Source organism: Psychroserpens sp. NJDZ02, assembly GCF_004843725.1.
Lineage (GTDB): Bacteria > Bacteroidota > Bacteroidia > Flavobacteriales > Flavobacteriaceae > Olleya.
On the sequence record NZ_CP039451.1, the window covers coordinates 1 to 22,423 of the forward strand.

The following is a 22,423-nucleotide window of genomic DNA, read 5'->3' on the forward strand; positions in this document are numbered from 1 at the left end:
ATGAGTGTAACTGCGCAAACGGTCTGGAACAATTGTCTCCTTTTTATAAAGGATAACATTCAACCACAAGCTTACAAAACCTGGTTTGAACCTATTGTAGCGGTTAAGCTTGCAGATAATGCGCTTAGTATACAAGTGCCAAGCAAGTTTTTTTACGAGTGGTTAGAAGAGCATTATGTTAAGCTTTTAAAAGTATCTTTAACTAAAGAGTTGGGTGAAACTGCCAAATTGGTTTACATTATTAAAATGGAAAACACCTATGGCAATAAACAACCTTTTACAGAACGTATTCCAAGTTCTAACCGTGGTGGCGTAAAGTCGCAAGATGTCGATGTGCCGCTTAATAATAAGAACCGCGAATTACGTAATCCGTTTATAATTCCTGGAATTAGAAACGTAAAAATCGAATCTCAACTTAATCCAAACTATAACTTTGATAACTTTTTAGAAGGTGACTCAAACCGTTTAGCACGTAGTGCTGGTTTAGCTGTATCTGCAAAACCAGGTGGAACCTCTTTTAATCCTTTATTAATATTTGGTGGTGTTGGATTAGGAAAAACACACTTAGCACATGCTATTGGTGTTGATATAAAAGATAAGTACCCAGAGAAAACGGTATTATATATTTCTGCTGAAAAATTCACGCAACAATATATAGACTCGGTTAAAAAGAATAACAGAAATGACTTTATACACTTTTACCAGTTAATTGATGTATTGGTTATTGATGATGTTCAGTTTTTATCTGGTAAATCAGGAACTCAGGATGTATTCTTCCACATTTTTAATCACTTGCACCAAAACGGAAAGCAAGTTATTTTAACTAGTGACAAGGCGCCTGTAGACATGCAAGATATTGAGCAACGCTTATTATCTAGATTTAAATGGGGATTATCTGCAGAATTACAAACACCAGATTTTGAAACTCGTGTTTCTATATTGAAAAACAAATTATATAGAGATGGTGTTGAAATGCCTGAAGATATCATTGAATATGTTGCTAAAAACATAAAATCTAATATCCGCGAGCTAGAAGGTGCTATTATATCTTTAATTGCGCAATCGTCTTTTAATAAAAAAGAAATCAATATTGAGCTAGCTAAGCAAGTTGTTGAAAAGTTTGTAAAAAACACGAAACGTGAGGTTTCTATAGATTACATTCAGAAAATTGTATCTGATTATTTCCAAATGGATGTAGACACACTACAATCTAAAACTAGAAAGCGTCATATTGTACAAGCTAGACAATTAGCCATGTTTTTTGCAAAAAAACTGACTAAGGCCTCTCTTGCTAGTATTGGTTCTCAAATTGGAAAACGTGATCACGCAACAGTATTACACGCTTGTAAAACAGTCGATAACTTATCGTCTACAGACAAGCAGTTTAAAAAATATGTTGAGGATTTAACAAAGAAACTTTCAGTTTAAATTTCATTTTAAAATGACTAAAATTTTAATGGTATGCTTAGGAAACATTTGTCGTTCTCCTCTGGCCGAAGGTATCCTACAATCTAAATTAGATGACAAATTATTTAAAGTAGATTCTGCCGGAACAAGTAGCTATCATATCGGAAATAAACCAGACCCAAGATCTATTGCTGTTGCCAAACAGCATGGAATTGATATTACAAAACAACAAGCTAGACAATTTATAAAACAAGATTTTATAGATTTTGATATTATCTACGCCATGGATAATTCCAATTATGATAACATTATCGCTTTAGCTGAAAATGACGCTGAAAAATCAAAAGTAAAATTGATTTTAAATGAAAGTTTTCCCGCTAAAAATCTAGACGTACCAGATCCCTACTATGGTGGTGATACTGGTTTTGATAACGTATTCATACTTTTAGACGATGCTTGCCAAAAAATTAGTCAACAATTAAATAGTCTGACTTAAATTAATACCTTTATAATATGATGACTAAAGGAAAACTATATTTAATACCTTGTACACTAGGAGACTCCAATCCATTCCATGTACTACCAGCGCAAGTAAAAACTATTATTGATAGTTTAGATACCTTTGTTGTCGAAAACTCTAAAGCCGCTAGAAAATTTATAAAAAGTATTGCTCCAGAGAAGCAACAGTCAAGTTTAAACCTTTTTGAACTTAATAAATTTACAGAACCTACAGATTTACCAAATTTTATAAAACCTTGTTTAGAAGGTCAGAATTTAGGTTTAATATCTGATGCTGGTTGCCCAGGAATTGCAGATCCTGGTGCTGACATTGTAAGTTTAGCACATAAAAATAACATACAAGTTGTCCCACTAGTTGGACCGTCTTCTATCCTACTAGCTATGATGGCCTCTGGAATGAATGGTCAAAGTTTTGCTTTTAACGGATATTTACCTATTGACAAAAGTGAAAAGAAATCAGAATTAAAACGTTTAGAACGTTTAAGTTTTGAACACAACCAAACGCAATCGTTTATTGAAACGCCTTATAGAAATAATAAGCTATTAGAAGACCTTTGCAGTATCTTAAGTGATAGTACGGAGATTTGTGTTGCTTGTGACATTACATTGCCTACAGAGTTTATTAAAACGCAAACAGTAAGTCAATGGAAAAAAAATAGTGTTGACCTACATAAGAGACCAACACTATTTATAATTCACAAAAGCCAATATTAAGCGCTTTCGTATTTTACTCTAACCTTTTTTAATGGTTTTATCAAAGACGTATCGTATCCTGAAAACTTTTTCATGTAATACTTTATGGTTGTCCCGTTTGCATCCGCAAATCCAGTTTCTCCATAACTTCTAAGAAATTTCTTTACACTTCCAGGTCCTGCTAAATGCGCTGCAGCTAATATACCTGATTCTGTAATCTTAACACCTTTAATGTACGTGTTCTTAAAACGTTTGATATCCTTACGTAAAACCCACTTGTTACGTTGTGTATTAGCAATAAACGCCTTTTCTTGTAATTCTGGATTACTTAAAAAGAATTGTGGATGATAAATACCTAATACTCTTAATGTACTTTTCCCAAATTGATATTTACCTAGGTAACCAAATTGATTAACTCTAAAATAATCGTTTTGAGATTCTTTAAATCCTAAAGCTTCTTTAAAACCAGTAAAACTTTTACCTAATTGAGGCGAGAATAATGGTTTTTGGACAAACTTTAAATTTGAAGCAATATTAACATATTGTAACGCTTCAAAGTCAACGTTTTCTGTTTCAATGTCATTTACTAGTGTTGTGTTATTTTCAGTATTAATAAAAACGACTAGTAGTAAAATTGCTATTGTAAACGTTAGGGATAATAACTTTCCAATATTTATTTTCATTTGTTACGATTTAAAAGTCTGTTTATTAATATTATATAGACTTAAATTTCAGCGTGCAAATATACAACAAATAATTAAATACTAAAAATCAACATGTTAACTTATGTTAAAAGTAGATTAAGTGCCCAATTAGCTTGCCTTTGCCATTTATTTCCAAGGTTGGAAAGGGTACTTTTATCACGTTGATCACGTTAAATACTTGCTTTAAAAAGGTCGAATTGGTCTTAATTCTAGTCAAATCCAAATCTAGACTTAAATAAAATTGTTGGCTTCTTTCTTGATTAGGAAAATGTATTTTTTGAAGATCTGCACTACCATATAATAAACCATCGACTCCATAACCTACTGCAACATTCAACCATTTTGGGATAGTTGTCTCTTTAAAAAAGGACTGTAAATTTGCACTCAACCAATACGTTTGACCATTATAGTCTTTCAAAAACGCTTCTGTCAATCCATCACCTAACTTATTAGGGTTTTGATTTGCAAATCCGCTTTGGCTAAAGGAGTATTTTAATTGGACACGTTGCTCTTGCCATAACAACTCTTGTCCAACATACACCCCTGCTCCTGCTGCATTTGCCGTAAAATCGCCCCAAGAAAAGCCCCATTCTGCTGAAAAACCATCCAAAACCTCAACAGCCGTTAGAAAAGAAAATCCCAATGTTGCGCCGTAAATCAATTGATTTTTTTCGCTAACACCACTCCAATTAAGAGCTTGAGCACCAAAACGTCCTAATTGATAAGCCGTAAAACTATGCCCTAACTTATCCATTTTTAACCACTCGGAATTATCATTGGTACTATGTAACTTGGAGCGCTCATAATCAGAATACCACAACGCGTTTAAACCTACAATAGATAAGGTCGCTAAACTGGCCTCTGTTAATATTACAGTAGTCCTACGTGACGTATTAAGGCTATCGCTAGCTTTAAAAAAGGATACACCATCTGTTTGCGCAACCGCGAACATCGTCAAAAATAAGGTCGAGAGTACTGAAACTAATTTAAACAACAGTTTAACGGTTTACACCTTGACTATTAATCCAACGCACATACTCATTTTTATTAGCATTGTGTTGACTTAATGTCTTTGCGAATTTATGATATCCAAAGTTTTTGACATTAGCTACAAAATAGTAATAGTCATGATTTTCTGAATTTAACACAGCATCAATAGCAGATACATCTGGCATCGTAATTGGTCCTGGAGGAATACCTCCATATTTATAAGTATTGTATGGCGAATCGATTTCTAGATCTTTATATAACACTCGTTTAATAATTTGGTCAAAATCGTTCTCCTTTAATTTTTTAGAATAAATAACTGTTGGATCCGCTTGAAGTGGCATTCCTTTTTTTATTCTGTTTAAATAAACACCTGCGACTCTAGGTCTTTCGTCTACTTTAGCGGTTTCTTTTTGCACGATAGAGGCAATTGTCACGATTTCATTTACAGATAAGTTTAGTGCTTTACGTTTAGCTTGACGCGACGCATTCCAAAAACGATAATATTCCTTTAGCATTTTATTTCTAAAACCTTCGGCGGATGTATTCCAAAAGACTTCATAACTATTAGGCACATACATATTTAAAACCGTTTGTTCCGTAAATTTATTGGTGTCTAAAAAGGCTTTATCCGTCATAGCTTTTAAAAGCGTAATGCTATCAGGTTCTATCTGTTGTGCGATACGTCCTGCCAAGTTCTGAATACGCTCTTGGTTATTAAAACTCAGTTTTATCGGGATATTTTTACTTCTAATAGAATTAATAATATCATTATTACTCATGTTTTTAGTAATAGCAAAACGTCCTGCCTTAATATTGGATGTATATTTTTTACGTTGTGCTAAAGCATCAAAACTATCGATATCTTTTAGCAAAGGGACCAACTGTGCTCTAACTTGATCGTAACTTGCATTTGTAGGTACATAAATATAAGCCTCTTCATTATTAAACGCTGTATTTTCTTTAAACATAGCGCCATAAACAAAGTACGCAAAGTAGGCAGCTACTCCTATTCCGATTAAAGCAATTGCTAATAAAATTTTTTTAATATACATCTGTGTTAATTAATTGAAATAAATATTCGTTTTTGTAAATTCCGTTTATAAAATTCCAGTCTTTTTTAAGACCGATCTCCATAAATCCTTGACTTTTAAATAATGCTAAACTTGCCGTATTATCGGCACTGATATTACAATATAATTGATGTAAATCTAAATGTGTAAAACAATAATTGGTTAATAGTTGTAACGCTTCTTTACCATGCCCTTTTTGTCTATTTTCTGTATCTCTTACTAAAATACCAATCCCTGCGCGTCTGTTTTTGAAGTCAAAATCAAAAACATCTATCATTCCGATTGCCTGATGCTTATAATTACATATAACCAATCGTAACTGTTTAACTTCAAAAATATCTTTATGTGCATGCTCTAAATATTGTTTGATTAAATATTTAGAATAAGGTGTTATCGTATTACTAATCTCCCAAATAGATTCGTCATTCTCTATGTTGTGAATAAACGTTAAATCTTCTGGTTCTAACGGTCGTAAATAAGTGTGCTCTCCTTTTAATGTTAACATGTTATTTCACCTTTAAAAACGTAGGTTGCAGGTCCTATTAACATCACCTTTTTATAGGTGTCTCCTACTTTCTCAAACGACACTTTAAGCTGACCACCTTGTACGTTTAAATTAATTTTAGACGTTGTGCATTCTCCAATCTCATGCATGGCAATCGCCACTGCAGTCACACCTGTACCACAGGATAGAGTTTCGTCTTCTACGCCTCTTTCGTAAGTTCTAACGGTATACGTATCGTCGTTATTTTTTTCCACAAAATTAACGTTAGTTCCTTCGTCATTATACGGTTGACCATATCGTATTTTTTCACCTTCTGCTTTAACAGCAAACTGTGCTAAATTATTAACAAACTGTACATGGTGTGGTGAGCCTGTATCCAAAAATTGATGGGTATCAAAAGTTTCGATAGTCTCTACATCCTTCATTTGTAGATGGACTAAATTATCTTCGATTTTAGCAAAGTGCATACCGTCTATCGCTTCAAAAGTGGTCTGGTTAGTAATCAGCTGCAAAAATTCCGCGAAAGCGACAATACAACGTCCCCCATTACCACACATGGTACTTTCGTTTCCATCCGCATTATAATAGACCATTTTAAAGTCTACTTTAGGGTGATTTTCTAATAGAATTAAACCATCAGCACCCACACCAAATTTACGATCACATAAAAAAGCAACCAATTTGGTATTGTTTTTGTCGAACACGTTTTGTCTATTATCGATCATGACAAAGTCATTACCGGTTCCTTGATATTTATAAAAAGTCAATGTCATTGGTATCAAAAATTGAAGCACAAATATAAGTTTTTTCAGTTGTTAAAACGCCGTTAAAGTTGAAATAGGCATTCAATATTTAATTAATTTTAATCGTTATCTAATTAAATCTAAACTAAGTATTATATGAAGAAGATGTTAACTCTGGTTTTAGTTTCGGTATTAGGAGGTGCAATTACTCTAGGAACATACAAAACCTTTCTTGAAAAAGATGAACAGCAAATTGCAAATACAACCACTCAGGAAACCCCTGATTTTTTACCAACCAATTATAAAACAACCCCGACGACTTTAGCTGCTGCTGAAGGCATTAGTTTTACAACTGCTGCAGATAAAACAATCCATGCGGTCGTGCATGTCAAAAACGTCGCGCTAAATAGTGCACAACCCACATTACAAGATTTATTTTATGGTCACGTGCCACAAAAAAGGCAATTAGGTACTGGAAGTGGTGTGATTATATCGCCTGATGGCTACATAATTACTAATAACCATGTTATTGAAGATTCTGAAGCACTAAGTATTACATTAAATGACAACAGAACTCTAAATGCAAAAATTATTGGTACCGATCCAAAAACTGATATTGCGTTATTAAAAGTTGATACAGAGGATCAATTACCGTATGCGACATTTGGTGATAGTGATACTGCAAAAATTGGAGAATGGGTGCTAGCAGTCGGTAATCCTTTTAATTTAACGTCCACAGTCACTGCAGGTATTATTAGTGCCAAATCAAGAGATTTAAGTGGCAGAAGCACACAGTCTTTTATACAAACCGATGCGGCTGTAAACCCAGGTAATTCTGGTGGTGCTTTAGTTAATACCGCTGGAGAACTTATTGGTATAAACACCGCTATCACCTCTCAAACAGGATCGTATATTGGCTATTCTTTTGCCGTACCAAGTAATATCGCTAAAAAAGTAGTGCAAGATATTATGGAGTTTGGTAATGTCCAAAATGGAATTTTAGGTGTTACTGGAGGCTCTTTAAATAGTGCTTCTGCTGAAAAACTTGGTGTTGAAGAAACAGAAGGTTTTTATATAGACGATGTTGAAGAGGATACTGGTGCCTATGAAGCTGGAATAAGAAGTGGTGATATTATTAAAATGATTGATAACATTAAAATCAAGAAATTTAGTGATCTTAGAGGGTTTTTAGACACTAAACGTCCAAATGATATTGTTAATGTAACCTTATTGCGTGATGGTAATAAAAAAGAAGTGGCCGTAACTTTGCTTAAAAACGAGACTTACATTCTACCTGTAATTGGTATTATTAAAAATGCTAAACCAGAAGACCTAAAAAAGTATAAGACTAAAAATGGTGTAAAAATCACTAAAGTAAATGGTACTTACGGTCAATATCTGCAAGGTGAAGGTATCCAAGAAGGCGATATTATTACTGCTATTAACAATATTAAAGTGAATAGTGTTGAGGAAGTAGATACGATATTAAAAAATAGAGACACGTATCAACCTTTAAGTATCGAATTAATAAATTCTAAAGGAGAAACCAATCGTTATGGTTTAAGATAATCACAGACTAAACGTTTTCTAAAAGCCCTTAATTTTAAAAATTAAGGGCTTTTAAATTTTTACAGTTTTTGCTTTACGAAATCGTTTGAAATCTATACTTTTGCCGAAATTTACATACTAAATTAACAACACACTAAATAATTTAAAATGTCCATTAACGAAACTTACGAAAACGAATTAGCCTTTCAAGCAGACAGACGAAGAGCTACCGTCGAATTTATTAAAATTGTTAGCGATTTATGGTATGACAAGTCTATCGAGTTGGTCCTTTTTAGAAACCAATTAATTGATAGAAATGTCTCTCAAATTCTAAACCTTCATGAGTATGCTGGTGAATTTGTTCAAAAACCGATTTCGATTTTTGATTCTGTAGAGATTGCGCAAGCCATCCAAACGCTAGACGTACCTCCTGCTAAACTTGATATTGGTAAATTAACTTACGAGTATCATTTAGAAGAAAAGAAATACAGTAATGCTTTAGCTTTTGTGGCTAACCAACTTAAAGGTGCTAATAAAACTAAAGATATCAAACCTAAAGATGTCGTGCTTTATGGTTTTGGGCGTATTGGACGTTTAGTTGCTAGAGAGTTAATGACTCGTACTGGTAAAGGAAGCCAACTCCGTTTACGCGCCATTGTTACACGTGGTAAATTAGATGCTACTGTTTTAGAAAAACGTGCGGCTTTATTACGTAATGACTCGGTACATGGTGATTTTTCAGGAACTGTAACTACGGATTTAAAAAATGAAGCCTTAATAATTAATGGTACTACCGTTAAAATTATTAATGCCAATCAACCAGAAGATATCGATTATACTAAGTATGGTATTAATAATGCATTAATTATTGATAATACAGGTGTTTTTAGAGATAAAGAAGCGTTAACACGATTAAAAAAATCTCCAGGCGCGGACAAAGTATTATTAACTGCACCAGGAAAAGGAATTCCAAATATTGTTTATGGTGTTAATCACCTAGAAAATGATCCTGACAAAATCGATATTTTTTCTGCAGCTTCTTGTACGACCAATGCTATTACGCCTATTTTAAAAGCAATGGAAGATACTTACGGTGTAAAAAGTGGCCATTTAGAAACGATTCATGCGTATACTAACGACCAAAATTTAGTCGATAATTTCCATAGTAAATACCGTCGTGGTCGTGCAGCAGCCTTAAACATGGTAATTACAGAAACTGGAGCTGGAAAAGCAGTATCTAAAGCTTTACCTAGTTTTGAAGGTAAATTAACCTCTAACGCTATTCGTGTCCCTGTACCAAACGGATCATTAGCCATTTTAAATTTAGAGTTAGACTCTGAAACTACTGTAGCGCATATTAATACAACAATTAAAAAATATGCTTTAGAAGGTGATTTAGTAGAACAAATCAAGTATGAAATGAGTGATGAATTAGTGTCAACAGACATTATTGGTAGCTCTGCGCCTTCTATATTTGACAGTAAAGCTACCATTGTTAGAACAGATGGTAAAAATGCAATCTTATATGTATGGTATGATAATGAGTATGGTTACAGCCACCAAGTCATTAGATTAGCAAAATATATTGCTAAAGTAAGACGTTTTACATATTACTAACATCCAAATTTTAATTAGTAACGTATATAGTAAAAGCCTCACAATCGTGAGGCTTTTTGTTATATTTTTAGCCTAAAAGCAATCCTTTTTTTATATTTTCGCAAAGCGAAAGACAACAAAATAATGACCATGCGTAAAACAAATTATCTATTAGCTACCCTTTTTATTTTTCTATTCTCATTGACCGTTACTGCACAAACAGAAACAACAGAAGAAAATGATAAATTATCTTTAGATTCAGGAACATTAGAGAGCCAGTTTGAATATCTTACTAAAAAATCAAATAACTGGAGAGATCAGCGTGGACAATCGTATGAAGTCGTAAGAAACGAATGGATTGCAAAACTAAAATCACACACCTTAGACTCGCTTAAAGTTTTAAGAAAAGAATTACTAGACACTCAAAATGTAGTCACTTCTCAAAGTCAAGAAGTAGAACAACTTAAAAGCAGTTTAAGTAACACTAAAACTAGCTTAGAAGAAACCAATCAGGAAAAAGACAGCATGTCTTTATTTGGCTTGCAAATGAGTAAAGGTGGATATAACACTTTACTCTGGTCAATCATAGCAGGTCTATTAGCTTTTTTATTCTTCTTTATTTTTAAATTTAAAAATAGTAATGCTGTTACTAAAGAAGCAAGATTAAGACTTAACGAAACAGAGGAAGAATTTGAAGAACACAGACGTAATGCTTTAGAGCGTGAGCAAAAAGTGAGACGTCAACTTCAAGACGAACTTAATAAAAATAGAAACAGCTAATTAAGGCTTTTTCAACACTTATAAATTCAATTAAAATCAGTAAATTCACGTTTACAGATTTTTTTTTATGACTATAATTCAAGCCAACCTTTCTCACCTAGATCACATTGCGACTTTATTTGATCAATATCGTGTATTTTACAGACAAGCCTCAGATTTAGAGGCAGCTAAAACATTTATAAAGACCCGATTAGAAAAGGAAGACACGATCATTTTACTTGCTTACGCAGAAGATAAGCCAGTGGGATTTTCGCAATTATTTCACACCTTCTCAAGTGTTAGTATGCAACCCTTGTTTATACTTAACGACTTGTTTGTAAATGAAAATTACAGAAAACAAGGCTTTGGCGTAGCCCTTTTAAACAAATCGAAAAACCTCTGTAAAATGCATCGTTATAAAGGCATTGCTTTACAAACGGAAACGACTAATCCTGCCCAAGAACTTTATGAAAGTCAAGGGTGGACATTAGATAAAGCATTGCAATACTTTTGGATTAATCACTAAACAAAAAAAAAGCGCAATCATAATGATTGCACTTTTTTAATATGCTTGTATAATAACTAAAGGCTTCCTTTAGCTAAAGCCTTTTTTACATTGCTCCCCACTCTTTTAAAGACGCTTTATTCATCTTTACGTAATCAGCGTTTTCTGCTTTGTCAGCATACTCTAAAGATAATTTAGCAGCTTTAATCGCTTCTTTTTTATTTCCTGCTTTAGCATGGATTAAAGACTGTTGACGTAACCACCAAAATTTAGGCTCTGCTTTAGTCATATCAATCGCTTTATCAATCCAAACTGCCGCTTGTTTAATATCTTTTCCTGATTCTAAGTAGTAACGTGCAGATGCATAATAGTTATCAGCACTTGGTCCATTCATTATTTTAGAAATAGCTTCGGTAACCGTTGCGTCTGTTGGCACTCCGATTGTAACATCAACCATAGTATTTTCCCATAGTAAACTTAATACTGCAGAATCATTAGTTAAGTTATCAAATGTAAACGTAAACGTTTCAATAGTCATTGGTGAAATTGTTGCTTTAACAGATACTTTAGCTGCTACTTTAGAATCGTCCCATGTTTTAGGCGTTCCCCAGTTTTCTGTATCAGAATAAAACATAACGTCCCAATTTCCAGCATTCGGCTTAGTAAAAATAGCGTAAGATCCGGCTTTTAAAGTGTTATCTCCAATTGTAACTTCTGTACTAAAAGTAATAATTGTATTTTTATTTGCTCCCGTTCTCCATACTTTACCGTAAGGCACTAAGTTTCCAAAAATAGCACGACCTCGCATTGATGGTCTAGAATACTCTAAAGTCACATCTGTTAATCCTACCTTTTGTTCTACTTTCTGAGAAGGACTAGGCTGCGGTGTTTCTATTTGCGCATTAACAGCAAAAGAGACTGTTAACACCATAATAAGTGTAAATAATTTTTTCATGGTTGAATTTTTTAATAATTAATATATGGTGTAAAATTACATATAAGTAATAGTTTGTTTGTTAATAAAAGCTTAAAATAAGCCGAATTAATTGTCATAATCAAACTATTAATCGTAATATTGCGTTATACTAATTAAACAAAAACTAATGGGGTTAATTAAAACTGAAAAATTCACAGATTCACAAAATCAAATTGCACGCTTTGCAAAAGCATTTGGACATCCGGCACGGGTTGCTATTATTCAACATCTGTTTAAAATAGACACTTGCGTTTGTGGTGATTTAGTTGAAGAAATCGGATTGGCACAGCCCACTATTTCTCAACATTTAAAAGAACTTAAAAATCTCGATTTAATACAAGGTACTATTGAAGGTACCAGTGTATGTTATTGTATTAACAAAGCTAATTGGACTGCAATGAAAACCGTTTTAAATGGATTTTTAAACAACGACGTTAACAACAATACGTGTTGCTAAACTTATATTATTAATTGTACTAACACATTAAATTATGACACTTTCAGAAATAAAAACACACTTATCACAGCTAGACACTATTTCATTTACACTACCTGATGGTAGTCTAGTACCAAATCATTTTCATGTAACAGAAGTTGGTAAAGTCACCAAGCATTTTGTCGATTGCGGTGGTACTGTAAGAGAAGAAAAAAAGGTTAATTTTCAGTTATGGAATGCAGAGGATTATGATCACAGACTTCATCCTGAAAAGCTAGTTAAAATTATAGAATTATCAGAAGACATCTTTAATCTTCAAGATTTAGAGATTGAAGTAGAATATCAAGGCGAGCAAACCATTCAAAAGTTTGGTTTAAGTTTTGAAAACAATGCCTTCCAACTAACCTCTTTAGTAACCGACTGTTTAGCTAAAGATAAATGTGGTATTCCAGAACCAAAACAAAAATTACAATTTTCAGAAATTAAACCAGGAGATACTTGTACTCCAGGCTCAGGTTGTTGTTAACATGACAATTATAAACATAGATAAAACTAACTTTTCAAAAGTGCAGCACATATACCAGCAAGGTATACTAACAGGTGCTGCAACTTTTGAAACGGAAGTTCCTGATTGGCACTATTGGGATACCAACCATTTGCCTTATGGTCGAATTATAGCTAAAAATAATACTCAATTGTTAGGTTGGGCCGCATTAAGTGCTGTATCCAAAAGAAAAGTATATACTGGTGTTGCAGAAGTAAGCGTATATGTGGATGCACAATTTAGAGGGCAAAACGTTGGTGATTTTTTACTTAAAAAATTGATAGAAATCAGTGAGAAAAATAACATCTGGACTTTGCAATCTGGAATAATGAGAGCTAACACTCCTAGCCTTAAACTACATAAAAACAATGACTTTAGACTTATTGGTAACAAAGAAAAAATAGGACAACTAAACGGTATTTGGCTAGATAATATTATTTTAGAAAGACGAAGTCATACTGTTGGTTTATAAACTATAATAAAATACAACAAGTTACTAATCAACTGTTTTAATGCCATACTTTATGCTCACTCGACACTAAAAAGACAGTACTTGCACAAAGTCTTGTTAAATTTTGTTTAGCTTTTATCTTACATCGTTAAACATTTTGTATCTTTATGCTACTAAACTTGATCGTAATGGCAAAAAAGAAAAACATAAGTAACAACGACATCATTTCATTTTACATGGATTATGTCCTAGAGCATAATGAACAACCAAAATCTGTCTACGCCTTTGCGAAGCACAATAATTTTGAGGAATCTAAATTTTATGAACATTTTGGTACTTTTGAAGCTGTAGAAAAAGGAATCTTCAAAGCCTTTTTTGACAATACACACAAGGCTTTAGAGTCTAGTGAAGAGTATGCACATTTTGAACCCAGAAACAAACTCCTAAGCTTCTACTTCACCTTTTTTGAAAATTTAACCGCTAACAGAAGCTATGTCGTTTATGCCTTACATAAACATAAAAATAGTCTTAAAGGTTTTGCTGCGTTATCCGAATTAAAAGGATGTTTTACACACTACATCAAAGATTTGGGGATTGATTTAATTGACGTTAAACAAGAACAGCTTAATAAAATTCAAGACAGAGGTCTTACCGAAACCGCTTGGTTACAATTATTATTAACCATCAAATTTTGGATGGACGACACGTCTTCGTCTTTCGAAAAAACAGATATTTTCATTGAAAAATCAGTTAATACCAGTTTTGACATCTTGAATATAGTCCCTTTAAAAAGTTTAATTGACTTTGGAAAATTCATCTTCAAAGAAAAGATTCAAATGAAATCTTAAAACCATGTTATTTAAAGCATCCCATAAATGCTCAACTTCAATATAATAATTTACTGATCTTATGTTATTATATAAATCTAAAACATAGAACTATTGAAAACGATAGACAAAATACCGACATCAAAACTATCCAGAGCCACTAAAATGGTAACTACTGGCGCTAAAGTTGGCGTAAATTATTTAAAATATTACGGTGATAAGCTCACAAAAACCGAAGAAGAAGCCAAAGCCAGACTCAACGAGAATAACGCCGAAGACATCTACGATGGTTTAAAACAACTTAAAGGAAGTGCCTTAAAAGTAGCGCAAATGTTAAGCATGGAAAAAAGTATTTTGCCACAAGCTTATGTCGAAAAATTTTCTCTGGCACAATTTTCTGTCCCACCTTTATCAGCGCCTCTAGTTAGCAAAACCTTTAAAAAGTATTTTGGAAAACTGCCGAGTGAGATTTACGACACATTCAATTTACATTCTGTTAATGCCGCTAGCATCGGTCAAGTACATTTAGCTGAAAAAGATGGCAAAAAACTAGCTGTTAAAATACAATACCCTGGTGTTGCAGATAGCATCGCTTCGGATTTGGCTATGGTAAAACCTATCGCTATTAAGATGTTTAACATTAAAGGAAAGGATTCTGACAAATACTTTCAAGAGGTAGAAAATAAACTAGTAGAAGAAACTAACTACATCTTAGAAGTCCAACAAAGTAAAGCTATTGTTGCAGCTTGCAAACATATTCCTAATTTAAAATTCCCTAATTACTACGAAGCATTATCTTCAGAACGTATTATTACTATGGATTGGATGGAAGGCGAACACCTTTCAGAATTTACGGCGTATAATAAAGATCAAAATAAAGCGAACCAATTAGGCCAAGCCCTTTGGGATTTTTATATGTACCAAATGCATGTTGTAAAAAAAGTGCACGCAGATCCACACCCAGGAAATTTTTTAGTGTCTAAAAGCGGTGATTTAATTGCTTTAGATTTTGGTTGCATGAAGGAAGTGCCCTTAGATTTTTATGTGCCTTATTTTGAATTGGCAAAACCGGAAGTTATAGGAAACACTAAATTGTTTACCGCTAAAATGTATGAGTTAGAAATCTTAAGAGCAGATGATACGCAAGAGGAATTAGATTTTTTCTCTGCCATGTTTCATGAGTTATTAAGCTTATTTACTAAACCTTTTCATTCTGAAAATTTTGATTTTTCTGATCCTGAGTTCTTTAATGCCATTTCAGAAATGGGACAACGCTACAGTAAAAGCACAGAACTTAGAAAAATGAATGGTAATAGAGGCTCAAAACATTTCATTTATATCAATAGAACCTTTTTTGGACTCTATAATTTAATGTTTGATTTAAAAGCAAACGCCGTTTCCATCAATAATTACAAAACTTTATAAATGCCGTATTTCAGTAAAAATCAAATTCAAGAGCTAGAGCATTTGTATAAAATAAATCTAGTAAACAGTTGCTCTGGTTTTAAAAGCGCCAATTTAATTGGCACAAAATCTGCAGATGGACAGGAAAACGTTGCTGTTTTTAGTTCCGTCACACATATTGGAAGTAGTCCACCTCTACTTGGCTTTTTTTGTAGACCTACAACTGTGACTCGACATACATATGATAATATAAAATCCACAGGAGGTTACACCATCAATCATATCCATTTAGATAATTTTGAAGAGGCACATCACACCTCTGCTAAATATGACCAATCGATTTCAGAATTTGATAAGACCACTCTAGAATCTGAATATAAAGCAAATTGCGACGCCCCTTTTGTTAAAGGCGCTCCAATTCAATTAGAGATGAAATTTATTGAAGAATATCATATAACAGCTAACGACACTATTCTAGTAATAGGAGAAATTCAAGGCTTATATATTAATGGCGATTTATTAGAAGACGATGGCTTTATAAATCTATCTAAAGCTAATATTGCCGCCATTAATGGTTTAGACGGCTACACTATTCCAAGATTAGAAAAACGTTTAGAATACCAAAGACCAAAAAAAGAATAAAAATAGTTTGAAATAAAAACAAACTATTTCAGGAAGAAAGTCCCGAATTTCGAGATAGTCGAAATCATCAATTTGGAGAAATAAAGAGTGAAGAAACGTAACTACGAAGCAAAGCTTCAAGCATGAAGTTTAGAGAATGAATTCCCTCAAATTGATTGGAATTTTTGGTTCGTTTTGTTTCAAGACAAAATGAATAGAATTAATTAGAATCACACAATTAAAAATACCAAATCTATGAGAATATTAGTAACAGGAGCAACAGGTTACATTGGTAAGCGCATTATCCCGTTACTATTGGAACAAGGACACACCGTCGTTTGTGCTGTTCGTGGAAAATTACGTACAGAACGTAAATATGCGGAAGAAGATAATTTACATGTTATTGAAGCCGATTTTCTAAAACCGGAAACCTTAGTTAATATTCCAAAAGATATTGATGCTGCTTATTACCTGATACATTCAATGTCAAATTCTGTGGATCAATTTCATCAGATGGAAGAAGATTGTGCCATTAACTTCAAAAACTACATCGAAACCACTGCGGTCAAACAAGTTATTTATTTAAGCGGCATTACAAACGACACCAAGCTATCTAAACATTTACTATCCAGAAAAAATGTCGAAACCACATTACAATCAAACCATTACGCATTAACTGTTTTTAAAGCTGGGATAATTGTTGGTTCTGGTAGTGCAAGTTTTGAAATTATCCGAGATTTAGTCGAAAAACTGCCTGTAATGGTCGCGCCAAAATGGTTAAATACAAAAACACAACCAATAGGCGTTCGGGATGTTTTAGCCTTTTTAACTAAAGGATTGAATAAAAAAGAATTATTTAATACCTCCCACGATATTTTTGGAACGGAAGTAATGACTTACAAGCAAATGTTATTAGAGTTTGCTAAAATAAGACACCTAAAACGTTACATTTTAACAGTCCCAATAATGACGCCTAAGCTGTCAAGCTATTGGTTATATTTTGTAACCTCAACATCCTATAAACTCGCCTCTTCGCTTGTAAACAGTATGGGGATTGAAATTATAGGTACAAAAAGTAATATTAATACGCTGTTGGACATTACACCAATGTCTTACAAACAGGCAGTAGAATTTGCTTTTGTAAAAATTGAAGGAAACGAAATCATCTCCAGCTGGAAAGATGCCTTTATTAGTAGCCGTACTAAAAAACAAGCCTCTACTAAATATCTAAAAGTACCAAAGCACGGTTGCTTTAAAGACATTAAGGAGTTAGAAGTCTTAGACGAACAACGCACATTAGACAAAATATGGGCGATTGGGGGAGAAAACGGTTGGTACTACGGTACGTTTTTATGGAAAATCAGAGGCTATCTAGACAAACTATTTGGTGGTATTGGACTAAGACGCGGTCGTACCAATAAAACGGATATCAAAACTGGTGATGCCTTAGATTTTTGGCGTGTGCTACTAGCTGATAAAGAACAAAAAAGGCTCATTCTTTTTGCCGAAATGAAACTCCCTGGTGAAGCCTGGCTAGAATTTCAAGTCGTTAAAGGCAAGGTCTATCAAAGGGCCACCTTCAGACCTCGTGGTTTAGCAGGACGTTTATATTGGTACAGTGTATTACCTTTTCATGGTTTTATCTTTAAAGGCATGATCAAAAAACTAGCAAATGCCTAAATCTATTAAAAAAGAAAACTTACCAACCAAAATCTGTCCCACATGTGCACTTCCTTTTACCTCGCGTAAAAAATGGAAAAAGAACTGGGATCATGTAAAATATTGTAGTGATAAATGCAGACAAAACAAGACGAAAATACCTTAATTTGGTTTACAAACAACTTAAGAATCCATGATAATAGTGCCCTAAAAAAGGCCATTAAAAATAGCAATCAGACTATAGCTGTCTATTGTTTTGATCCTCGACAATTTGAAACCTCAACTTTTGGGTTTAAAAAAACAGAAAATTATAGAGCTCAGTTTTTAATTGAAACTATTACCGATTTAAGACAGCAACTTAATACGCTTAACATTCCGTTGTTCGTTTACACGGAAAAACCAGAACATTGCATTCCTGCTCTAATTAAAAATCAAGCTATTTCTAACATTTACCTTCAGCAAGAATGGACTGACGAAGCGGTATTTATTTTAAATGAAGTTAAGAAAAACTGTCCACAAACAATTTCATTCATTGAAAGTTATGATCAGTTTCTATTTCACCCAGAAGATATTCCGTTTAATACAGAAACATTACCAAAAGTCTTTACCGTATTTAGAAAGCAATTAGAAAAACAAAGTTCAGTTAGACCTTTAACACATATTGACTCTCAGTCAACTGACTTAAAAACAATAGAAAACGACACTAAAATTCCAACTTTAGAAGACTTAGGATTAGGTCAGATTAGCAGACACCCAAATACCGCCTTCCCTTTTAAAGGAGGAGAAACAGAAGCTTTAAAAAGGTTACATTCTTATTTTTTTGAAACTAAAAAACTTGGTGTTTATAAAAAGACCAGAAACGGATTGATTGGTACGGAGTTTAGTTCTAAATTCTCTCCTTGGTTAGCTAACGGGAGTTTATCCGCTAAACAGATATATTATGAAGTCAACCGTTTTGAAAAAGAACACTTTAAAAATGAATCCACGTATTGGTTACTCTTTGAATTACTTTGGCGTGACTACTTTAAATACGTGTCGTTAAAGCACGGTAATCAAATTTTTAAATTAGGAGGCCTTTTAAATAAAAACTATGATTGGTCTCAAGACTCTACTAAAATTAAACAATGGATAGACGGAAAAACAGAAGAGCCTTTTGTAAATGCTAATATGCTTGAACTAAAAAAAACAGGCTGGATGAGTAATCGTGGACGCCAAAATGTCGCCAGTTATTTTGCAAAAACACTACAATTAGATTGGCGTATTGGTGCAAGCTATTTTGAAAGTCTACTTATAGATTATGATGTCCACAGTAACTATGGAAACTGGATGTATGTTGCAGGCGTTGGTAACGATCCAAGAGACAGAAAGTTTAATGTAAAACTGCAAGCAGAACGCTATGATACCAATGGAAAGTATCAACGTTTATGGTTACAAGACACGCTATTTTAATAGCAATATCAATCTGAGAGCAGTCGAAGACCTTATTAAATTCAATATTAACTAGCACTTCGACTGCGCTAAGTGTCACAGAAAAAAGAAAACATAAATCAAAATACTAATGTCAGTCTGAGCGCAGTCGAAGATCGTATTAAATTCAATATTAACTAGCACTTCGACTGCGCTCAGTGTGACAGAAAAGACAAAACTTAAATTAAAACACCAATGCCAGTCTGAGCGCAGTCGAAGACCGTATTAAATTCAATACTAAAATAGCAATTCGACTGCGCTAAGTGTGACAGAAAAGACAAAACATAAATCAAAATAATACTGTCAGTCTGAGCGCAGTCGAAGACCTCATTAAACTCAATATTAACTAGCACTTCGACTGCGCTCAATGTCGCAGAAAAGACAAAACTTAAATTAAAACACTAATGTCAGTCTGAGCGCAGTCGAAGACCCCATTAAATTCAATACTAAACTAGCACTTCGACTGCGCTCAGTGTGACATCAAAGAACAAACACAAATTAAAATAAAACTGTCAGTCTGAGCGCAGTCGAAGACCATAATAAAAACAATACCAAACTAGCACTTCGACTGCGCTCAGTGTAACATCAAAGAACAAACATAAATTAAAATACCACTGTCAGTCTGAGCGCAGTCGAAGACCTCATTAAATTCAATATTAACTAGCAATTCGACTGCCCTCAGTGTGACAGAAAAGACAAAACATAAATTAAAATACCAATGTCAGTCTGAGCGCAGTCGAAGACCTCATTAAATTCAATACTAAACTAGCACTTCGACTGCACTCAGTGTGACAGAAAAGACAAAACATAAATCAAAATAACACTGTCAGTCTGAGCGCAGTCGAAGACCTCATTAAATTCAATATTAACTAGCACTTCGACTGCACTCAGCGTGACATCAAAGAACAAACACAAATTAAAATAAACCTGTCAGTCTGAGCACAGTCGAAGACCCCATTAAATTCAATACTAAACTAGCACTTCGACTGCGCTCAGTGTGACAAAAAAGACAAAACATAAATCAAAATACTAATGTCAGTCTGAGCGCAGTCGAAGACCCCATTAAATTCAATACTAAACTAGCACTTCGACTGCACTCAGTGTGACAGAAAAGACAAAACATAAATCAAAATAACACTGTCAGTCTGAGCGCAGTCGAAGACCTCATTAAATTCAATACTAAACTAGCACTTCGACTGCACTCAGTGTGACAGAAAAGACAAAACATAAATCAAAATAACACTGTCAGTCTGAGCGCAGTCGAAGACCTCATTAAATTCAATACTAAACTAGCACTTCGACTGCGCTCAGTGTGACATCAAAGAACAAACACAAATTAAAATAAAACTGTCAGTCTGAGCGCAGTCGAAGACCTCATTAAATTCAATACTAAACCAGCACTTCGTCTACGCTAAGTGTGACATTAAAAAAACAAATAAAACTAACCATTGAAAACATTAAGACTAATACTAGGCGATCAATTAAACAGCAAACATAGCTGGTACAAACACAATGCAGAAAACATAGTGTATTGCCTATTTGAAATGCGTCAAGAAACCGATTATGTTACACATCACATCCAAAAAGTAATTGGCTTTTTTGCAGCCATGCGCGATTTTAGTCAGCATTTAGAAGAGGAAGGATTTACTGTTCATTACTTAAAACTAGACGATCCTGAAAACACCCAAAATTTAAACGACAATCTTCAGTTATTAGTTAAGGAATATAACATTACTAAATTTGAATATCAATTACCCGACGAATACCGCTTAGACGAGCAATTATCCAAATTTTGTAACGCTCTAACTATTGAGTCAGAAGCCTTTTCAACAGAGCATTTTTATACCAAACGTCAAGATTTAAAACAGTTTTTTAAAGGTAAAAAGCAATACCTGATGGAAAATTTTTATCGTGACATGCGCAAAAAGCACGATATCTTAATGGTTGCTGGACAGCCTGAAGGCGGTAAATGGAATTATGATAAAAGTAATCGCAATAAGTGGAAAGGAAACCATCCTATTCCCCCATATAAATATTATAAAAACGATGTCTCTGATATCGTACAAATGCTAGACAAACAATCCGTAAAAACGATCGGGAAATTTGACACAAAAACATTCAGTTATCCAATAAATAGAACACAAGCATTAGATCAACTTAAGTATTTTTGTGAGCAATTATTGATTCATTTTGGAGATTACCAGGACGCTATGCATACGGATCACGTGTATTTATTCCATTCTAGAGTATCGTTTGCTATGAATATCAAACTAATCTCTCCTAAAAATATCGTCGATACCGTTCTCAATTATTGGAGAAAACATGGTGAAGATATTAATATCAGTCAAGTAGAAGGATTTATAAGACAAATTATTGGCTGGAGAGAATACATGCGTGGTATGTACTGGGCTTTGATGCCTAATTACAACTCTTTAAACCACTTAGAAAACACAAACCCATTACCAGAATTCTATTGGACCGGAAACACCAAAATGAATTGCCTAAAACAAGCTATTAACAACAGTTTAGATAATGGTTACGCACACCATATCCAGCGCTTAATGGTTACTGGTAATTTTGCATTATTGATACAAGTACATCCTGACGAAGTTGATGCCTGGTATTTAGGAATTTATGTAGACGCTATCCAGTGGGTACAATTACCAAACACAAGAGGTATGAGTCAGTTTGCTGATGGCGGAAAAATAGCAACAAAACCATACGTATCCAGTGGAAGCTATATTAATAAAATGAGTAATTACTGTGATAGTTGCCATTACAATAAAAAAGAAAAACTAGGCGATAAAGCTTGTCCTTTTAATAGTTTGTATTGGAATTTCCTAGATGATAAACGCAAACAATTAGGCGATAACTTTAGAATGAAAATGATGTACAGTTTATTAGATAAAATGGATACCGAACAATTAGTTAGTCTGAAAGAAAGAGCGCAAAAAATCATTAAAAATCCTGATAATTTTTAAAAGTAAATAAAAATAACG

The 22,423-nt window shown here is 33.6% G+C and carries 23 protein-coding genes; 17 read left to right on the forward strand and 6 right to left on the reverse strand.

The features are described 5' to 3' along the window. Genes dnaA through E9099_RS00015 form a run of 3 tightly spaced genes read left to right on the forward strand, consistent with a single transcriptional unit; the run spans position 1 to position 2,640 of the window. Positions 1 to 1,428 carry a chromosomal replication initiator protein DnaA gene (gene dnaA, locus E9099_RS00005; RefSeq protein WP_136581725.1) on the forward strand — a complete coding sequence of 476 codons (1,428 nt, stop codon included), beginning with the start codon at positions 1 to 3 and terminating at the stop codon, positions 1,426 to 1,428. Positions 1,429 to 1,441: 13 nt separating this feature from the next. Then, entirely contained in the window at positions 1,442 to 1,903 is a 462-nt protein-coding gene (locus E9099_RS00010) for a low molecular weight protein-tyrosine-phosphatase (protein ID WP_136581726.1), read from the forward strand. 17 nt (positions 1,904 to 1,920) lie between these two features. Next, entirely contained in the window at positions 1,921 to 2,640 is a 720-nt protein-coding gene (locus E9099_RS00015) for an SAM-dependent methyltransferase (protein ID WP_136581727.1), read from the forward strand. On the opposite strand, the gene E9099_RS00020 is transcribed toward E9099_RS00015, so the two are convergent. From E9099_RS00020 to dapF, 5 genes are all read right to left on the reverse strand, one after another. Then, positions 2,637 to 3,302 (reverse strand): peptidoglycan-binding protein LysM, encoded by a 666-nt coding sequence (locus E9099_RS00020; RefSeq protein WP_136581728.1) that lies wholly within the window; start codon positions 3,300 to 3,302, stop codon positions 2,637 to 2,639. The genes E9099_RS00015 and E9099_RS00020 overlap by 4 nt on opposite strands. Positions 3,303 to 3,408: 106 nt before the next feature. After that, complete coding sequence (locus tag E9099_RS00025; protein ID WP_317130634.1) at positions 3,409 to 4,317, reverse strand: DUF2279 domain-containing protein; 909 nt, start codon at positions 4,315 to 4,317, stop codon at positions 3,409 to 3,411. Between the two features lie 4 nt (positions 4,318 to 4,321). Beyond that, positions 4,322 to 5,365, reverse strand: coding sequence for an endolytic transglycosylase MltG (gene mltG / locus E9099_RS00030; RefSeq protein ID WP_136581729.1), 1,044 nt, complete (start codon positions 5,363 to 5,365; stop codon positions 4,322 to 4,324). Further along, positions 5,355 to 5,888 (reverse strand): GNAT family N-acetyltransferase, encoded by a 534-nt coding sequence (locus E9099_RS00035; protein ID WP_136581730.1) that lies wholly within the window; start codon positions 5,886 to 5,888, stop codon positions 5,355 to 5,357. Before E9099_RS00035 ends, mltG begins: the two co-directional genes overlap by 11 nt. After that, positions 5,882 to 6,661 (reverse strand): diaminopimelate epimerase, encoded by a 780-nt coding sequence (gene dapF, locus E9099_RS00040; protein ID WP_136581731.1) that lies wholly within the window; start codon positions 6,659 to 6,661, stop codon positions 5,882 to 5,884. Before dapF ends, E9099_RS00035 begins: the two co-directional genes overlap by 7 nt. 126 nt (positions 6,662 to 6,787) lie before the next feature. Here dapF and E9099_RS00045 point away from each other — a divergent pair, with 126 nt between their 5' ends. From E9099_RS00045 to E9099_RS00060, 4 genes are all read left to right on the forward strand, one after another. Then, positions 6,788 to 8,200: a trypsin-like peptidase domain-containing protein gene (locus E9099_RS00045; protein ID WP_136581732.1), complete on the forward strand. Its 1,413-nt coding sequence runs from the start codon at positions 6,788 to 6,790 to the stop codon at positions 8,198 to 8,200. Positions 8,201 to 8,347: 147 nt separating this feature from the next. Next, a complete protein-coding gene (locus E9099_RS00050) occupies positions 8,348 to 9,796 on the forward strand; it encodes a glyceraldehyde-3-phosphate dehydrogenase (protein ID WP_136581733.1) in 1,449 nt (482 codons plus the stop codon). A gap of 129 nt (positions 9,797 to 9,925) precedes the next feature. Beyond that, on the forward strand, positions 9,926 to 10,555 hold the full coding sequence (locus E9099_RS00055; RefSeq protein WP_136581734.1) for a tRNA (guanine-N1)-methyltransferase: 630 nt from the start codon (positions 9,926 to 9,928) through the stop codon (positions 10,553 to 10,555). A 67-nt stretch (positions 10,556 to 10,622) separates the two neighbouring features. Next, positions 10,623 to 11,060, forward strand: coding sequence for a GNAT family N-acetyltransferase (locus E9099_RS00060; RefSeq protein WP_136581735.1), 438 nt, complete (start codon positions 10,623 to 10,625; stop codon positions 11,058 to 11,060). A gap of 85 nt (positions 11,061 to 11,145) precedes the next feature. Here the strand turns inward: E9099_RS00060 and E9099_RS00065 are convergent, their stop codons facing one another. Continuing rightward, a complete protein-coding gene (locus E9099_RS00065) occupies positions 11,146 to 11,994 on the reverse strand; it encodes a DUF2911 domain-containing protein (RefSeq protein ID WP_136581736.1) in 849 nt (282 codons plus the stop codon). A gap of 148 nt (positions 11,995 to 12,142) precedes the next feature. Between E9099_RS00065 and E9099_RS00070 the strand changes: the two genes are divergently transcribed. The 10 genes from E9099_RS00070 (at position 12,143) to E9099_RS00115 (ending at position 22,405) form a co-directional block, all read left to right on the forward strand. Next, entirely contained in the window at positions 12,143 to 12,472 is a 330-nt protein-coding gene (locus E9099_RS00070) for an ArsR/SmtB family transcription factor (RefSeq protein WP_136581737.1), read from the forward strand. Positions 12,473 to 12,506: 34 nt separating this feature from the next. After that, positions 12,507 to 12,977 carry a DUF6428 family protein gene (locus E9099_RS00075; RefSeq protein ID WP_136581738.1) on the forward strand — a complete coding sequence of 157 codons (471 nt, stop codon included), beginning with the start codon at positions 12,507 to 12,509 and terminating at the stop codon, positions 12,975 to 12,977. Between the two features lie 40 nt (positions 12,978 to 13,017). Beyond that, positions 13,018 to 13,467 (forward strand): N-acetyltransferase family protein, encoded by a 450-nt coding sequence (locus E9099_RS00080; RefSeq protein WP_317130635.1) that lies wholly within the window; start codon positions 13,018 to 13,020, stop codon positions 13,465 to 13,467. Between the two features lie 167 nt (positions 13,468 to 13,634). Beyond that, the gene (locus tag E9099_RS00085) at positions 13,635 to 14,294 is read left to right on the forward strand and encodes a TetR family transcriptional regulator C-terminal domain-containing protein (protein WP_136581740.1); all 660 of its coding nucleotides are present in this window, start codon (positions 13,635 to 13,637) and stop codon (positions 14,292 to 14,294) included. A gap of 93 nt (positions 14,295 to 14,387) precedes the next feature. Further along, positions 14,388 to 15,698: an ABC1 kinase family protein gene (locus E9099_RS00090; protein ID WP_136581741.1), complete on the forward strand. Its 1,311-nt coding sequence runs from the start codon at positions 14,388 to 14,390 to the stop codon at positions 15,696 to 15,698. Continuing rightward, entirely contained in the window at positions 15,699 to 16,319 is a 621-nt protein-coding gene (locus tag E9099_RS00095; protein WP_136581742.1) for a flavin reductase family protein, read from the forward strand. Positions 16,320 to 16,553: 234 nt separating this feature from the next. Continuing rightward, positions 16,554 to 17,978: an SDR family oxidoreductase gene (locus E9099_RS00100; RefSeq protein WP_136581743.1), complete on the forward strand. Its 1,425-nt coding sequence runs from the start codon at positions 16,554 to 16,556 to the stop codon at positions 17,976 to 17,978. Next, positions 17,971 to 18,123: a DUF2256 domain-containing protein gene (locus E9099_RS00105; protein WP_136581744.1), complete on the forward strand. Its 153-nt coding sequence runs from the start codon at positions 17,971 to 17,973 to the stop codon at positions 18,121 to 18,123. The genes E9099_RS00100 and E9099_RS00105 overlap by 8 nt, the downstream gene beginning before the upstream one ends. Continuing rightward, positions 18,093 to 19,406, forward strand: a complete 1,314-nt coding sequence (locus E9099_RS00110) for a DASH family cryptochrome (protein WP_136581745.1) — start codon at positions 18,093 to 18,095, stop codon at positions 19,404 to 19,406. The genes E9099_RS00105 and E9099_RS00110 overlap by 31 nt, the downstream gene beginning before the upstream one ends. Positions 19,407 to 20,872: 1,466 nt before the next feature. Then, positions 20,873 to 22,405 (forward strand): cryptochrome/photolyase family protein, encoded by a 1,533-nt coding sequence (locus E9099_RS00115; protein WP_136581746.1) that lies wholly within the window; start codon positions 20,873 to 20,875, stop codon positions 22,403 to 22,405. Positions 22,406 to 22,423 lie beyond the last annotated feature (18 nt).

Excerpts from the sequence above, each read along its gene's own strand:
- E9099_RS00070 (WP_136581737.1), top strand. The coding sequence starts at position 12,143 with ATGGGGTTAATTAAAACTGAAAAATTCACAGATTCACAAAATCAAATT.
- E9099_RS00015 (WP_136581727.1), top strand. The coding sequence starts at position 1,921 with ATGATGACTAAAGGAAAACTATATTTAATACCTTGTACACTAGGAGAC.
- E9099_RS00085 (WP_136581740.1), top strand. The coding sequence starts at position 13,635 with ATGGCAAAAAAGAAAAACATAAGTAACAACGACATCATTTCATTTTAC.
- E9099_RS00045 (WP_136581732.1), top strand. The coding sequence starts at position 6,788 with ATGAAGAAGATGTTAACTCTGGTTTTAGTTTCGGTATTAGGAGGTGCA.
- dnaA (WP_136581725.1), top strand. The coding sequence starts at position 1 with ATGAGTGTAACTGCGCAAACGGTCTGGAACAATTGTCTCCTTTTTATA.
- dapF (WP_136581731.1), bottom strand. The coding sequence starts at position 6,661 with ATGACATTGACTTTTTATAAATATCAAGGAACCGGTAATGACTTTGTC.
- E9099_RS00020 (WP_136581728.1), bottom strand. The coding sequence starts at position 3,302 with ATGAAAATAAATATTGGAAAGTTATTATCCCTAACGTTTACAATAGCA.
- E9099_RS00060 (WP_136581735.1), top strand. The coding sequence starts at position 10,623 with ATGACTATAATTCAAGCCAACCTTTCTCACCTAGATCACATTGCGACT.
- E9099_RS00100 (WP_136581743.1), top strand. The coding sequence starts at position 16,554 with ATGAGAATATTAGTAACAGGAGCAACAGGTTACATTGGTAAGCGCATT.
- mltG (WP_136581729.1), bottom strand. The coding sequence starts at position 5,365 with ATGTATATTAAAAAAATTTTATTAGCAATTGCTTTAATCGGAATAGGA.
- E9099_RS00095 (WP_136581742.1), top strand. The coding sequence starts at position 15,699 with ATGCCGTATTTCAGTAAAAATCAAATTCAAGAGCTAGAGCATTTGTAT.
- E9099_RS00075 (WP_136581738.1), top strand. The coding sequence starts at position 12,507 with ATGACACTTTCAGAAATAAAAACACACTTATCACAGCTAGACACTATT.
- E9099_RS00050 (WP_136581733.1), top strand. The coding sequence starts at position 8,348 with ATGTCCATTAACGAAACTTACGAAAACGAATTAGCCTTTCAAGCAGAC.
- E9099_RS00010 (WP_136581726.1), top strand. The coding sequence starts at position 1,442 with ATGACTAAAATTTTAATGGTATGCTTAGGAAACATTTGTCGTTCTCCT.
- E9099_RS00105 (WP_136581744.1), top strand. The coding sequence starts at position 17,971 with ATGCCTAAATCTATTAAAAAAGAAAACTTACCAACCAAAATCTGTCCC.
- E9099_RS00065 (WP_136581736.1), bottom strand. The coding sequence starts at position 11,994 with ATGAAAAAATTATTTACACTTATTATGGTGTTAACAGTCTCTTTTGCT.
- E9099_RS00035 (WP_136581730.1), bottom strand. The coding sequence starts at position 5,888 with ATGTTAACATTAAAAGGAGAGCACACTTATTTACGACCGTTAGAACCA.
- E9099_RS00110 (WP_136581745.1), top strand. The coding sequence starts at position 18,093 with ATGCAGACAAAACAAGACGAAAATACCTTAATTTGGTTTACAAACAAC.
- E9099_RS00055 (WP_136581734.1), top strand. The coding sequence starts at position 9,926 with ATGCGTAAAACAAATTATCTATTAGCTACCCTTTTTATTTTTCTATTC.